Annotated in this window: 13 protein-coding genes; 2 read left to right on the plus strand and 11 right to left on the minus strand. The window is 40.2% G+C overall.

Annotated features, from left to right (window positions below; all coding sequences use genetic code 11):
* Window positions 1-9: 9 nt before the first annotated feature.
* The 11 genes from BLV99_RS00515 to BLV99_RS00570 form a co-directional block, all read right to left on the minus strand.
* Window positions 10-798, minus strand: coding sequence for a helix-turn-helix domain-containing protein (locus BLV99_RS00515; RefSeq protein ID WP_086183793.1), 789 nt, complete (start codon window positions 796-798; stop codon window positions 10-12).
* Window positions 789-1,568 carry a type IV pilus biogenesis/stability protein PilW gene (pilW, locus tag BLV99_RS00520; RefSeq protein WP_086183794.1) on the minus strand — a complete coding sequence of 260 codons (780 nt, stop codon included), beginning with the start codon at window positions 1,566-1,568 and terminating at the stop codon, window positions 789-791. The genes BLV99_RS00515 and pilW overlap by 10 nt, the downstream gene beginning before the upstream one ends.
* Window positions 1,569-1,614: 46 nt before the next feature.
* The gene (rlmN, locus tag BLV99_RS00525; protein WP_092686660.1) at window positions 1,615-2,850 is read right to left on the minus strand and encodes a dual-specificity RNA methyltransferase RlmN; all 1,236 of its coding nucleotides are present in this window, start codon (window positions 2,848-2,850) and stop codon (window positions 1,615-1,617) included.
* Between the two features lie 122 nt (window positions 2,851-2,972).
* Window positions 2,973-3,404, minus strand: a complete 432-nt coding sequence (ndk, locus tag BLV99_RS00530; RefSeq protein WP_004649839.1) for a nucleoside-diphosphate kinase — start codon at window positions 3,402-3,404, stop codon at window positions 2,973-2,975.
* 118 nt (window positions 3,405-3,522) lie between these two features.
* Complete coding sequence (gene iscX, locus BLV99_RS00535) at window positions 3,523-3,723, minus strand: Fe-S cluster assembly protein IscX (protein ID WP_004649840.1); 201 nt, start codon at window positions 3,721-3,723, stop codon at window positions 3,523-3,525.
* An 87-nt stretch (window positions 3,724-3,810) separates the two neighbouring features.
* The gene (locus BLV99_RS00540; protein ID WP_086183796.1) at window positions 3,811-4,362 is read right to left on the minus strand and encodes a phosphatase PAP2 family protein; all 552 of its coding nucleotides are present in this window, start codon (window positions 4,360-4,362) and stop codon (window positions 3,811-3,813) included.
* Window positions 4,363-4,393: 31 nt separating this feature from the next.
* Window positions 4,394-5,677: a glycosyltransferase family 4 protein gene (locus BLV99_RS00545; RefSeq protein WP_092686663.1), complete on the minus strand. Its 1,284-nt coding sequence runs from the start codon at window positions 5,675-5,677 to the stop codon at window positions 4,394-4,396.
* 466 nt (window positions 5,678-6,143) lie between these two features.
* Entirely contained in the window at window positions 6,144-6,950 is an 807-nt protein-coding gene (locus tag BLV99_RS00550) for an XAC2610-related protein (RefSeq protein WP_092686666.1), read from the minus strand.
* Between the two features lie 257 nt (window positions 6,951-7,207).
* Window positions 7,208-8,224 carry a ketol-acid reductoisomerase gene (gene ilvC / locus BLV99_RS00560; RefSeq protein ID WP_086165021.1) on the minus strand — a complete coding sequence of 339 codons (1,017 nt, stop codon included), beginning with the start codon at window positions 8,222-8,224 and terminating at the stop codon, window positions 7,208-7,210.
* A gap of 120 nt (window positions 8,225-8,344) precedes the next feature.
* Window positions 8,345-8,836, minus strand: coding sequence for an acetolactate synthase small subunit (gene ilvN / locus BLV99_RS00565; protein ID WP_092686672.1), 492 nt, complete (start codon window positions 8,834-8,836; stop codon window positions 8,345-8,347).
* Window positions 8,833-10,560: an acetolactate synthase 3 large subunit gene (locus tag BLV99_RS00570; protein WP_086183801.1), complete on the minus strand. Its 1,728-nt coding sequence runs from the start codon at window positions 10,558-10,560 to the stop codon at window positions 8,833-8,835. Before BLV99_RS00570 ends, ilvN begins: the two co-directional genes overlap by 4 nt.
* A gap of 801 nt (window positions 10,561-11,361) precedes the next feature.
* Between BLV99_RS00570 and BLV99_RS00575 the strand changes: the two genes are divergently transcribed.
* Both BLV99_RS00575 and leuS read left to right on the plus strand, forming a co-directional pair.
* A complete protein-coding gene (locus BLV99_RS00575) occupies window positions 11,362-11,760 on the plus strand; it encodes a DUF4124 domain-containing protein (protein ID WP_092686675.1) in 399 nt (132 codons plus the stop codon).
* Window positions 11,761-11,899: 139 nt separating this feature from the next.
* On the plus strand, window positions 11,900-14,524 hold the full coding sequence (gene leuS, locus BLV99_RS00580; RefSeq protein ID WP_092686678.1) for a leucine--tRNA ligase: 2,625 nt from the start codon (window positions 11,900-11,902) through the stop codon (window positions 14,522-14,524).
* The last annotated feature ends 87 nt before the right edge of the window (window positions 14,525-14,611 follow it).

The raw sequence follows: 14,611 nt of genomic DNA on the forward strand, positions 1-14,611 counted from the left end.
CTTGACCCATTAACGTGACAAACGGAAGTCTGCTTTGCCATTCACTGTATAAGGTGACAAAGCAATTTTTTCATTATTCAAGGTTAAGGTTACAACCGATGCATCATCAAGGCGAATTTGGAACGGGGTTTCACCATTCAATTTCACTGTCGCGGCTTGACGACCTGTTGCGAGCACCTTCCCAGTCGAATCAACAATATGAACAGAAGTCGGTTGACTAAACTCTAGCTCCAATTGATCACCAGATACAGCTGTTGAATTATCTAAATTCAATACTTCTACATCTGATTCCGCTGGAGCAACATCACGACTATCACTTTTGCTTGCTGACCAATTTTGTATCGCCATAGCTGCAATAGCCAAAATCACTAGGATCACGCCAGCAATAACCATGCGCTTTAACCACTTTTTATTACGATCACTATTAGAACCTGAGAGTTTACCCATAATTTTAATCGGTGAATTGTTTAAAGCATGGTTGGGCAACAAGCCTGTATCATTTTGATAAATTTCATCAAAACGCTGAATAATACTGCTTGCATCTGCCTTTAAGTATTTTGCATAGGTACGATAGTAACCTTTAATAAAGGTTGCTTCAGGTAAAGCCTTATAGTCATCTTGCTCTAAAGCTGTCAAAGTTTTCAAAGGGATATTCAAATCTTTGGCAGCGTCATTTAATTCACGCTTTTGTGCAATTCGAATTTGACGTAAGTACTCACCTGGACGCTGAATATTTCCTAATGCATTGGGTACTACGCTTGAACCATTCGATTGCTGTGAATTAGGATTTACTTCCATACGGCCTCAGTACTGTACTTTAATTGCAGATAACGTTGGTATTCTGGACTTTCTGGGAACAGAGCTCGTAATTGATTCACAAGCTCCTGCATTCCCATCGTGTCACTATTTGCTCGTGCAATCCGGATACCAATCCAAAGCGCACGTGCACCTTGATTTTTCTGACCAACCCCACGCACAAATTGTTCATACAATTGTGTCGCAGCAGCGGTCTGTTGTTTCAAATAAAAAATTTCTGACAACTCTAACATTGAAATAGAGGAATCACGATTCACTTGCAGGGCTTGTTTGAATGATTTTTCAGCATTCGCAACATCGCCTAGTTTTAAATAAATTCGTCCTACATTTTCCAAAGCTTTATAACGTTGATCATAGCCCAGTGTCGTTCCTGCCACATTAAGCTGTTCAATGGCATCATTATAACGCTCAACTTGATACAAATAAGTACCATAGTTGTTACGGGCTTGTGCATTTTTAGGATCAGCAGAAATTGCACGCTTAAAATAGGCTTCTGCTTTATCCATACTGGTTTTACTGCCCTCTTGTTGCAGTAAAATTCCCATCATCATATTGGCTGCTGAATCACGAGAGTCGATATCCAGTGCCTGATCTAAAGCACGTTTTGCCGAATCTAGCTCTCCAGATTTAATATATTCGGCTGCCAATTGAGTCCGAACTTTAACAGCCTTTTCAGGGTCTTTCTTACCCATTGTTGTTGTCGGTGTTTGACAAGCAGTCATAAAAATAGCAGACAAACCTATTGCTGTCATAAATGCTAATTTATATGTGGGCTTTCTCAATTGGCATCCCCCTTTATTATCCTTGCGAGCGCATAATCTCATTCTGCTGCGCTACTTTCTTTTTCCACTGTTCCGCACGACGTGTACGATCAGCCACTTGACCCACCAACTGTCCACATGCAGCATCAATATCATCACCGCGTGTCTGACGAATCGTACACACAAAACCAGCATCAGACAAAGTTTTTTGGAAAGAAAGAATACGGTTACGACTTGAGCGACCATATGGGGCATGCGGGAATGGATTAAATGGAATTAAATTAATTTTACTCGGTAAGTTCTTTAACAACTTAATCATTTGCTGTGCATGCTCAGGATGATCATTCACCCCATCCAACATGACATATTCAATGGTCACGTGTTTACGTGAACTTTCATTACCGTCTTTTGCAATATAACGCTGACACGCAGCAATCAATTGCGCTAACGGATATTTTTTATTAATAGGCACCAATTCATTACGCAATTCATCATTTGGCGCATGCAATGAAATCGCCAAAGCAACATCAATATCTTTGACCAACTGATCAATTTTCGGCACCACACCTGAAGTTGACAAAGTCACACGGCGTTTAGACATGCCATAAGCAAAGTCGTCGAGCATAATGCGCATTGAGCTGAGGACTGCATCATAATTGAGTAGAGGCTCACCCATACCCATCATCACCACATTGGTCACCGAGCGCTCACGGTCAGCAACAGGTACATCTTCCATATAGGAATAGTTTGCTACCCATAATTGGCCAATAATTTCATCAGGGGTTAAATCACGCTGAAAACCTTGTTTACCGGTTGAACAAAATGAACAATCGAGTGCGCAACCGACTTGTGAAGAAATACATAACGTGCGACGTAAACCACTGCGATGTTCGGCAGGAATCAGAACGGTTTCAACCAATGAGCCGTCACCTTCTCCAACACGAAAGACCCACTTACGCGTACCATCTTTAGAATAATTTTTATGCACGACTTCTGGTGCTTTAATTTCACAAAGTTTTTCGAGTTTTTCACGTAACTTGCCTGAGATATTGGTCATCTCGGCAAAATCAGTGACAAAAAATTGGTGAATCCATTTCATCACCTGACCCGCACGGAATTTCTTTTCCCCGATATCTTCGAAGAATTGTTCCAATTGCGGACGTGACATGCCAAGTAAGTTCACTTTCGTAACAGTATTTTGCTGCGTCGGAGCGGATGGAGATTGTGGCTGTTCAGCAGAAATTGCTGCTGTAGCGACTACTTCAGTACTCATGTGTATTACCTAAACCATGTCTAAAGATGAAAGGAGAAGCTCAATATGTGAGCAAAGCTTTATTCAGAGAATAAAAAAACCAGATAAGTATAATAACACTTATCTGGTTTGAATACTTCGAATTAACGAGTACGTGGGCAGATCTCAGTTTGAGCGAAGAAGTAGTTAACTTCACGATCAGCAGATGCAACTGAGTCAGAACCATGCGCAGCGTTTTCGTCGATGCTTACTGCGAAGTCTGCACGAATTGTACCAGGAGCAGCTTCTTTAGGATTAGTTGCGCCAAGGATTTCACGGTGTGCAAGAATAGCGTTTTCGCCTTCAAGAACAGATACTACAACAGGACCAGAAGTCATGAATGCAACAAGGTCAGCAAAGAAACCACGTTCTTTATGCTCAGCATAGAAGCCTTCAGCTTCAGCTTGAGTCAAATGTTTCATTTTAGTTGCAACAATTTTAAGACCCGCTTTTTCAAAACGAGCAAAAATTTCGCCAACATTGTTTTTAGCAACAGCATCAGGTTTTACGATAGATAAAGCGCGTTCAATAGCCATGATTGGCTCCTTAGGTCAATTTGACGTTAAAATTTTGCGCATTATACCGAATAATGGGCAATTTTCTGCTTTTGATATGTAAAAAAAATGCTTTTTTCGACATGCAGAAAGCTGAGGATTAGTTTGCTTCATCAATCCATGCCATTTGAATCCCTTCCAACAGACCTTCTGTCGATTTGGTCGGATCATCACTAAAATCTGGCAAGGCACAGACCCACGCATGTAAGTCAGTAAAGCGAATCCATTGCGGATCTACATCTGGATGTGCTTCTGAAAGTTCAATGGCAAGATCAATGGTGTCAGTCCAACGTAAACCCATGGGTATTCCTTAGCGCTAAATGAATCGTGCTACTTTAACAAATTCCTAAAATTGAAAAATAGTTTTTCGGTTTTTAAAAGCACATTTTTATAAGATGATATTTAAAAAGGGTGCAGCGCAAATAATTCCACTGGCGATGACCACACCAATCAATGCACCCACCAAGACATCACTTGGATAATGTAAACCCAATACCATCCGTGATATCGCAACCAAAATGGTAAAAGGTAACATCAGAATCAGCAGCACTGGCTGAATATATCCCAGCACCGTGCTTGCCATAACTGCATGTAAAGTGTGACCCGATGGAAAACTAAAGTGATCTAGTGGTTGCTCTTGTAACCGAATCACTTGATGCACTTGATAAGGTCGAGGACGGGTGGTTTTTTGTTTTAAAATTTTATAAATAGCCGTTCCGACAGACCCACCAATAATGAGATAAAGCAGTTGCACCAGATAAAATAGCCCTTCCAACATCCAAAGACCAGCCAACATGGTCAACCAAAATAAACCATCACCCAAACGGCTAATGATTTTAAAAAAATAAGCGACCGTTTGTGAGTGTGAAAAATGATTTAAATATAAACACCCTTTTAAATCCAGATCCAGCACCGTTATTTTTACTTTTTTTAAATTCATCATGATTCTCCTTTAAGCTTTGGCTTAAAATTTAGGATGTCATTTGTATCTCCTTCACCACCCCATACAATGCTTCTTCAAACTGATGTACTGGGTATTGCCAACCAATATGCTGTACCGTTTTTCGCGCTTGAAGTCCCATACATTTCAACTGCTGATTATTAGGTAAGGCATAGATTGACTGAATCAAACTGCTCACATCACTTAAGGGACTTAACCAACCTGTTTCACCCTGTTTGACATGTAAATGTGCACTCGCATAATCATATGCAATAATGGGTAAACCACTTGCCATCGCCTCAAGCACCACATTACCAAAAGTTTCAACCTGACTAGCAAAGACAAAAACATTTGCACTGGCATAAGCTTGCGCCAAATTCAAACCGGTTAAAACTCCCGTAAAAATAACATCACTACCTTGGCATAGCGTTTCTAAACGGCCACGATCTGGCCCATCACCCACAATGACCAATTTTATATCCTGTTCTACTCTTTGCTTCATTGCCCGATAAGCATTCACCAAAACATCAATTTCCTTTTCAGGAGATAACCTCCCCACATACAGCATGACCTTGGTTTCTGAAGTGACCTTCCATTGTTGACGCAGCACATTCGAATAATGTTCTGGAGAAAAACATGCAATATCTACACCACGTCCTACAACCACCAACGGACAACACACTCCAAACTGTCTTAAAATATATTCTGTCTCTTTACTTGGAATACAGGTCATTTGTGTATTGTTATGAAACCAACGTAAATAATGCTGAATTGGCTTAACCAGAAAGGCCAAATCAAAGAAGCGACTAAACTCTTGAAATGGTGAATGAAAACCACTTGAAACAGGAATTCCTTTTGCTTTTGCCGCCTGTAAAACACTTAAACCCAAGGGACCCTCTGTCACAATATGCACCACATTCGGTGCAAAAGCGTCCAGTGCATTCGAGACCTTTAAAAATTGCGGCCAACCAAACTGTAAAGATGGATATTTAGGAATAGATTGGGCTTTGACTAAACATTCTTTATTGGGCAAAAATTCCTGACACGACTGCTTTTGCTCGGGTCGGATCAATAAGATTTTATGACCTTGTTTTTGCAGGCCTTTACAGAGTTGTAACAAAGAGAGTGCGACACCATTAATTTCTGGTGACCATGTTTCTGTGACGATGGCTATTTTTAAGCGTGGTCGAACCAAGTCTTGTAAAACTTGTATTTCCTCACGTACATGATCTTGCTTACTTTTTTTAAAATAAAATTGAAAACTTTCAGGAAAATCTTGTTGTTTGAGCAGGCTGGTCGCATACAAATTTGTCATACAACACCTATATCGTTATTTTAAAATGAGTTTAGATGTTGTTTCTTTCAGTTTGATGATTTTTAGATGACACTTTATTGACATGTCTGATGACTTCAACATTCAAGACAAATCCAAACACAGTTATTCACCGCTGCATTTCTAAGGCTTTTTGTGCTTCTCAGCCTGAACTAGTTCATAGACACCAAACAAAAATCTTGCTTGACCAGATGCTGAGCAAAAAGTCCTATTTTTTAATTCCAAGCTATTTAAAGCCAGACACTCTGTATATTTTCTTATCTTCTTCAAGTACAAGTGTTTCCAAATTTTTATCTATACCACCCAACCAAACATGAACCCAAATCATAAAAGTATTTTTAATCAAAAATGAATTATCCAGCTTATTTGCAGTACATAAAGTCAATCCAAGACATATGAATATCTATAAAACTATGCCTTAACCACACCCTGATCTAGATAAAATTGGCTATTCAATCCGATTTAACAAGCCATTTTCAACTTGATATAATTGCCCACTTCCAAAATCAATTTGCCGCTTTCCCCCGTGTAGATTAGGAAATCCTACGATCTTTTCAAGTTGAGGAGAACGTTGAAATTGTTGTGTTGTTGGGTTGTACATCCAGTAAATATAACGCCTGTCTTTAATCAATCGAGCTTGTGAAATATCTGACAATACAATGTCATAATAACCATCAAAATTAATATCCATATAACCGATACTTTTTGGAAAGGCAGTAAAGCCTGTCAAACTTTGCACAACCGTATTGTTATTTTTATTCACGATATCCATCTGTTTTAGTACCGTACTATAAGGCTCACTTAGGTTGTCTAGACCATAAAATTTAAAAACAAAATTGGGTTTATTTAATATTTTGATTACAGGCTCAAACTGAATGGATTGTTCAAAACTATGATCAGATTTCGAAAATTGTGCCTTCAGGTCGCCCGTATTTGAATCCAGTAGCCCTGTGAATTGATATTGCCCATTTTCGACCTGATCTGAGTCAACCGATTTCAACGTCAGCTGATCGCCTTTTTGCAACCCTTTTAAATTAATCTCCTGCTGATAAACAAAGTCGTATAAAGTCGCATGTGGATTCCAAATACCAGCATATAAACTAAGAAAATAGCGCCCTTCTTTCGAATGTAACATGCGCTGCATAGAAACACGGACATTACTGAATGGTTTTAATTCCGTCGCATTCACTATTTCAGCCTGGCTTATGTTAGAAAAAACCAGCGTAGCAAGACAAAGTAACAATTTCGTTTTCATGATTCAGCACACTCAACAATGCAAACTGTTATGCGTAATGTATCACAAAAAAACCGCTCAAATGAGCGGCCTTTTTTTAATCGATACACAATAAAAAACTTAGTTTTTCTCTTTGTCTACGATTTTTTTTGCTTGAATCCAAGGTATGAGCGAATTCAAAGCACTGCTTTGAATGAAGCGCAAGGAGGAAAAGTACAACTTTGTATAAAAAAAGCCCCTGTTATAAAACAAGGGCTTTTTAACTTAGAAATTAGAACTTAGTTCTTTTCTTTATCTACGATTTTGTTCGCTTGAATCCAAGGCATCATCGAACGTAACTTGTTACCTGTTACTTCAATACCATGTGCAGCATTTTGACGGCGACGTGCAGTCATTGATGGATAGTTCATCGCACCTTCGTTAATGAACATTTTCGCATATTCACCAGATTGGATACGTTTCAATGCATTACGCATTGCTTCACGAGACTGTTCGTTAATTACTTCAGTACCCGTTACATATTCGCCATATTCAGCATTGTTCGATACTGAATAGTTCATGTCCGCGATACCGCCTTCGAACATCAAGTCAACGATCAATTTAAGTTCGTGCAAGCATTCGAAATACGCCATTTCTGGAGCATAACCCGCTTCAACAAGCGTTTCATAACCCATTTTAACCAATTCAACCGCACCACCACAAAGAACTGCTTGCTCACCAAAAAGGTCAGTTTCAGTTTCTTCACGGAATGAAGTTTCGATGATACCTGTACGACCACCACCTACGCCTGAAGCATAAGAAAGTGCAACATTACGTGCATTACCAGAAGCATCTTGGTGAATCGCGATTAAATCAGGTACGCCTGAACCACGTTGGTATTCAGAACGTACAGTGTGACCTGGTGCTTTTGGAGCAACCATAATCACGTCTAAGTCAGCACGTGGTACAACTTGGTTATAAAGAATCGAGAAACCATGCGCAAATGCTAAAGTTGCACCTTGCTTGATGTTTGGTTCAATCACGTCACGATAAAGTTGTGATTGAAACTCATCTGGAGTCAAGATCATGACTACGTCAGCTTGAGCAACAGCAGCAGGAACTTCAGATACTTTAAGACCTGAATTTTCAGCTTTCTTCCAAGAAGTAGAACCAGCACGTAAACCAACAGTTACGTCAACGCCAGAATCTTTAAGGTTAAGCGCATGCGCATGACCTTGTGAACCGTAACCAATGATCGCTACTTTTTTACCTTGGATGATAGATAAGTCACAGTCTTTATCATAAAAAATTTGCATTGCTGTCTCCGCTTAAATGCTTTTGTTTCCTGTTTCCCAAGCCAATGATCTTATTGGTATTCATTGGCTTGGAACCTCATCTAGAAGATGAGTAGAATGTGTGAATAAAATTAAAATTGATTAAATAGTTAAAACTTTTTCGCCACGTGCGATGCCTGAAACACCTGAACGCACAACTTCAAGAATAGTATTTTCTGCAAGCGCATCAATAAATCCATCAATTTTATCTGTTGTACCAGCGATCTGAATCGTATAAGTGGTTGGTGTTACGTCAACGATTTGAGCACGGAAGATGTCTGCTGTACGTTTAATTTCAGCACGAGCAGCACCGAGCGCTTTGACTTTAATCAACATGAGTTCACGCTCAATGTGCGCACCTTCAGACAAATCAACCACTTTCACCACTTCAACCAATTTATTCAGTTGCTTGGTGATTTGCTCAATTTTATGATCATCACCATAGGTGGTTAGGGTTAAACGCGACATGGTTGGATCTTCAGTCGGTGCGACATTCAAAGTCTCAATGTTATAACCACGTTGAGAAAATAAACCCACTAAACGAGAAAGCGCACCAGCTTCGTTTTCAACGAGTACCGATATAATATGTCTCATGACGTACGCTCTCCTTTTCCTAACCACATATCCTGCATCGATTGACCCGCGATCAACATCGGGTAAACATGTTCAGTACGGTCAACCATGACATTAATGAACACGCATTTATCATTAATTGCCATCGCTTCTTCAAGCTTAGATTCAAGCTCATCTGCATGGTCAATTTGAATACCCACGTGACCATACGCTTCCATGAGTTTGGCAAAATCAGGCAGTGAATCAACATAAGAACTTGAATGACGACCTTCGTAATTCATATCTTGCCATTGTTTAACCATGCCCAAAGCTTGGTTATTCAAGCAAAGAATTTTTACATTTAAGCCATACTGCTTACAGGTAGATAATTCTTGGATACACATCTGAATCGATGCTTCACCAGTAACACATACTACTTGTTGATCTGGGAAGGCAAGTTTTGCCGCCATTGCATAAGGCAAGCCCACACCCATTGTCCCTAAACCACCAGAGTTAATCCATTGACGTGGACGTTTGTATTTGTAGTAGTTTGCGCCGAACATTTGATGCTGACCAACGTCTGAAGTAATAATCGCTTCACCGTTTGTCACTTTATACATTGCTTCAACCACTTGTTGTGGCTTCATTACACCATTCGTACCCGCTTCATAACGCAAGCCATGAACTTTGCGCCATTCATTGATTTGAGACCACCAAGCCGAAATCGCTTCAGGATTTGGTTTAGAAACATTCATCTGCTTCAATTGAACCAACATCTCTTGAAGTACAGGTTCTACTGCACCCACGATTGGGATATGTGCCATGATGGTTTTTGAAATCGTCGCTGGGTCGATATCAATATGAATTACTTTCGCATTTGGACAGAATTTTGCAGGATTGTTAGTGACACGGTCATCGAAACGAGCACCGATACACAAGATAACGTCTGCATTATGCATGGTCATATTGGCTTCATACGTACCATGCATGCCCAACATACCAACAAACTGTTCATCATCACCGGGGAAGCCACCTAAGCCCATAAGGGTATTGGTTACTGGGTAATTTAGAAGATGTGCAAGCTCAGTCAATAACGCAGAGGCATTGCCTTGAACAACACCACCACCGGTATAAATGATTGGACGTTCAGAACCAATTAATTCTTCAATGGCTTTACGAATTTGACCTGAATGACCACGATGGGGTGGCTGGTAAGAACGCATCTTTACTTTTTCAGGATATTCGTAAGCGAACTTATCAACAGGATTGGTTGCATCTTTAGGAATATCAACAACCACAGGGCCTGGACGACCTGAAGATGCAATATAAAATGCTTTTTTAATAATTGCGGGAATTTCACTCGCATGACGAACTTGGAAACTATGTTTCACAATCGGACGAGAAACGCCCACCATGTCTGTTTCTTGGAATGCATCTTCGCCAATTAAATGTGTTGCAACCTGACCAGACAAAATCACCATTGGGATTGAGTCCATATATGCCGTTGCAATTGGCGTTACAGTATTGGTTGCGCCTGGGCCTGATGTGACGAGAACAACACCAGTTTTACCTGTTACACGTGAATAAGCATCTGCCATATGACCAGCAGCTTGCTCATGACGCACAAGGTAATGATTGATTTTGTCTTGTTGAAAGAGCGCATCATAAATATGTAATACTGCGCCGCCTGGGTATCCAAAAACATGCTCAACGCCTTCGTCCGCCAATGCGCGAACAAGCATTTCACCACCAGATAAAAGTTCCAACGTGATTCACCCTAATCTTTTTTCACTGTATTATGAGAGACATAAACAGTGTTTCATTCATTGATTGTGAGCTCTGTTATAGCACACATATTTCATAGTTTTCGCAGCAATAGGAAAAAATTCTGATCTGTTTGCTGTTTAAGCAATATGAGATCTAAAACGTGTTGGGATAAACACATTTCGTGGTTTACTTTGTTCATTTTCTCGGCTAGAGAGAATGCCCATTGCATGACATGACATTTATTCGAAGGGTGATCAAATAAACACATATAAAACTACAGTCCGCATTTTTGTGGTTTCGCCTATTAAAGTCAAGTTTAAAAATTGGCTTTTTTCTGTTTATTTACAGACCGTTTATTTTTTAAGCTAAACACCCCTTTTCAGGTTTAATATTTTCATCTGCAATTTTATTTGAACAACCAACAACCCCATTAAGCTTAAAGACCTATTAATAAAAAAATATTATAAATTAAATAAATAAATTTAATGTTTTATTGGTTTTGAGCCGAATGCATTTGATGCAAAGTTAAACAACATCTGCTGTTACTCAAAAGAGAGCTATTATTTTCATGTAAAAATATCAATGACCAGATCAAAAATGAATTAAAACTTAATGATTTATGCTTTAAAAATGCGTGCTCACTGAATGATGATTTATGCCTAGTTCAAACATCAATTACATTGCTCAGCTTATCTTTTTTTTCTACAAATTAATAAAAACCATATAAAATATAGAACTGAAATTCTGATTAAATTTTAGACTCAATCCGCACGCATTATTACAACAAGGACTTTTTTTTCATGTCATCACCTTTTATCAAGTTTGGATTCATGGCGCTATGCTTGAGCTTCAGCCTAAGTTCGACCAGCAGCTTTGCGAAAGAATATTACAAATGGGTGGATGCAAAAGGTTCGACCCACTACACCACCACTCCGCCCCCAAAATCTGCGCAGAAAAAAGGGAAAATTGATACATATGGTTCGCATCACGCCCCAACGACTGCTGCGTCAAACAATCAAGCACATCCTGCTGCAAATGAAGCCGCTAAAGAGGCCGAAAAAGCGACTCAAGAAAGTAGACCCGTTGTTGCAATTCCTCAAATTCCAGCAAGTGCGATGCCTGATACACTATCAATTGGTGATGAAGTCGCTCGTCCATCACACCCAAGCAAATATATACTGAAAGATAAAGATTTATAATTTCATCTATCCATCTAATTTTTGCTGGCTTAAAAACTTTTATATTTATGCTTTATGTCAGGCGCAAAATTCACTTTTTAGTGCATTTTGCGCTATGCTGTGCAACAAACTTTTTAACCATTGTTCTTAATATACATATATGACTACTCCTCACATTGACCCTGAATATCAAGCGAGCGCGATTGAATCCACTGTCCAACAAGACTGGGAAACTCGCAAAGCCTTTAAAGTTGCCGACACTGTTGAAGGTAAACATCGTTATATCCTATCGATGTTCCCTTACCCAAGTGGCAAGCTGCATATGGGTCATGTGCGTAACTATACCATTGGCGATGTGATTAGCCGTTTTCACCGTCTCAAAGGTGAAACTGTCCTGCAACCGATGGGTTGGGATGCTTTTGGTCTACCTGCTGAAAATGCAGCCATTGCACACCAAGTTGCGCCTGCAAAATGGACGTTTGAAAACATCGCATATATGCGTGATCAATTGAAAAAATTAGGTCTTTCAGTCGATTGGGATCGTGAATTTGCAACGTGTACCCCAGAGTATTATCACTGGGAACAATGGTTATTTGTACAGCTGTATAAGAAAGGTTTGATTTATCGCAAACTTTCAACCGTAAACTGGGATCCTGTAGATCAGACTGTACTTGCCAATGAGCAAGTTGAAAATGGTCGGGGTTGGCGTTCGGGTGCATTGGTTGAAAAACGTGATATTCCAATGTATTACTTCCGTATTACTGATTATGCACAAGAATTATTAGATGATTTAGATACATTAAAAGACGGTTGGCCACAACAAGTCTTGACTATGCAACGTAACTGGATTGGCCGCTCGCAAGGGATGGAAATCACTTTCCCAGCAGCAAACCCAGAAATCGATGCCGATGATTTAACGGTGTATACCACACGTGGCGACACATTAATGGGTGTGACTTATGTTGCTGTTGCAGCAGAACACCCAATGGCGCTAAAAGCTGCGGAAACGAACCCTGAATTAAAAGCATTTATTGAAGAATGCCGTATGGGTTCAGTTGCCGAAGCCGATCTTGCTGTTGCCGAGAAAAAAGGGATGGCAACGGGCTTGTCTGTGAAGCATCCAGTAACGGGCGAAGCCGTTCCTGTTTGGATTGCCAACTATGTGTTGATGTCATACGGTTCAGGTGCAGTGATGGCTGTTCCTGCCCATGACGAACGTGACTTTGAGTTTGCCAATAAATTTGGTCTAAACATCAAACAAGTCATTGATGCAAAAGGTGCAGAAGATCAAGATTTCTCTGCAACCGAATGGCAAGAATGGTACGGCTCTAAAGAGGGGACTTTGGTTAATTCTGGCGAATTTGATGGCTTAGCTTTCCAAGCTGCGTTTGATGCGCTTATTGCCAAATTAAAACCACAGCAATTAGCCAACACCAAAGTTCAATTCCGTTTACGTGATTGGGGGGTTTCTCGTCAGCGTTATTGGGGTTGTCCAATTCCAATGATTAACTGTAACACTTGTGGTCAAGTACCTGTACCTGAAGAACAGCTTCCAGTCATTTTACCAACTGACGTGGTTCCAGATGGTTCAGGCAATCCGCTGAATAAAATGCCTGAATTCTATGAGACGACTTGCCCATGCTGTGGTGCAGATGCACGTCGTGAAACAGATACTTTGGATACCTTTGTAGAGTCATCTTGGTATTATGCACGTTATGCATCTCCAGATTTTACGGGTGGTTTGGTTAAACCTGAAGCTGCACAATCTTGGTTACCTGTGAACCAATATATTGGTGGTGTAGAACATGCGATCTTACATTTATTGTATGCCCGCTTCTTCCATAAACTCATGCGTGATGAAGGCGTCGTTCAAGGCAATGAACCTTTTACCAACTTGCTAACGCAAGGTATGGTTTTAGCCGATACCTTCTATCGTGAAGCTGAATCTGGCAAAAAAACGTGGTTTAATCCTGCGGACATTGAATTAGAAAAAGACGAAAAAGGTCGTATTCTTTCTGCAAAATACATGGGTGATGGCGAGCAAGTTGTGGTTGGCGGTCAAGAAAAAATGTCGAAATCGAAAAATAACGGCATCGACCCGCAAGCCATTATTGACCAATACGGCGCGGATACGGCACGTGTATTTATGATGTTTGCTGCACCACCCGATCAATCGCTTGAATGGTCTGATGCCGGTGTGGAAGGTGCAAACCGCTTCTTGAAACGTGTATGGCGTTTAACCACAGGTTTCTTAGAAAAAGGCAACCATGCTGCTGTCATTGACACAGCTAACTTGTCGTCAGCGGCACAAGACTTACGTCGCAAAACACACGAAACCATCCAAAAAGTCGGTGATGACATTGAACGTCGTCATGCATTTAATACCGCCATTGCAGCGCAAATGGAATTATTGAATGCTTGCAATAAATTTGAAGCCAAAGATGATCATGACGTTGCGGTTGAACGCGATGCCATTATTAGCTTGCTCACTTTACTTGCACCCTTTGCACCACATTTAAGTCAGACCTTATTGGCACAGTTCGGTATTGAGTTAACTGAAACCCTATTCCCTGCTGTAGATGAGTCTGCCTTAACCCGTAATACGCAAACCATTGTGGTACAGGTAAATGGTAAACTTCGTGGTAAGTTGGAAGTGTCTGTTGATCTCTCTAAAGAAGATATTTTAGCGCAAGCCAAAGCATTGCCTGAAGTACAACAATTCTTAACAGGTCCAACCAAGAAAGAAATTGTGGTGCCGAATAAATTAGTCAACTTGGTGGTTTAATTTAATCTCCCCTAACCCCTCTTTAATAAAGAGGGGGAACTCCTCCCTTTTCAAAGGGAGGTCGGGAGGGATTTCTAAACAAAAGCC

This window comes from Acinetobacter kyonggiensis (genome assembly GCF_900107285.1).
Taxonomy (GTDB): Bacteria; Pseudomonadota; Gammaproteobacteria; order Pseudomonadales; family Moraxellaceae; genus Acinetobacter; species Acinetobacter kyonggiensis.

Coding starts and splice junctions, on each gene's coding strand:
- BLV99_RS00575 (WP_092686675.1), top strand. CDS start 11,362: ATGTCATCACCTTTTATCAAGTTTGGATTCATGGCGCTATGCTTGAGC.
- ilvN (WP_092686672.1), bottom strand. CDS start 8,836: ATGAGACATATTATATCGGTACTCGTTGAAAACGAAGCTGGTGCGCTT.
- ilvC (WP_086165021.1), bottom strand. CDS start 8,224: ATGCAAATTTTTTATGATAAAGACTGTGACTTATCTATCATCCAAGGT.
- rlmN (WP_092686660.1), bottom strand. CDS start 2,850: ATGAGTACTGAAGTAGTCGCTACAGCAGCAATTTCTGCTGAACAGCCA.
- BLV99_RS00540 (WP_086183796.1), bottom strand. CDS start 4,362: ATGAATTTAAAAAAAGTAAAAATAACGGTGCTGGATCTGGATTTAAAA.
- pilW (WP_086183794.1), bottom strand. CDS start 1,568: ATGACAGCAATAGGTTTGTCTGCTATTTTTATGACTGCTTGTCAAACA.
- BLV99_RS00550 (WP_092686666.1), bottom strand. CDS start 6,950: ATGAAAACGAAATTGTTACTTTGTCTTGCTACGCTGGTTTTTTCTAAC.
- iscX (WP_004649840.1), bottom strand. CDS start 3,723: ATGGGTTTACGTTGGACTGACACCATTGATCTTGCCATTGAACTTTCA.
- leuS (WP_092686678.1), top strand. CDS start 11,900: ATGACTACTCCTCACATTGACCCTGAATATCAAGCGAGCGCGATTGAA.
- BLV99_RS00515 (WP_086183793.1), bottom strand. CDS start 798: ATGGAAGTAAATCCTAATTCACAGCAATCGAATGGTTCAAGCGTAGTA.
- BLV99_RS00545 (WP_092686663.1), bottom strand. CDS start 5,677: ATGACAAATTTGTATGCGACCAGCCTGCTCAAACAACAAGATTTTCCT.
- ndk (WP_004649839.1), bottom strand. CDS start 3,404: ATGGCTATTGAACGCGCTTTATCTATCGTAAAACCTGATGCTGTTGCT.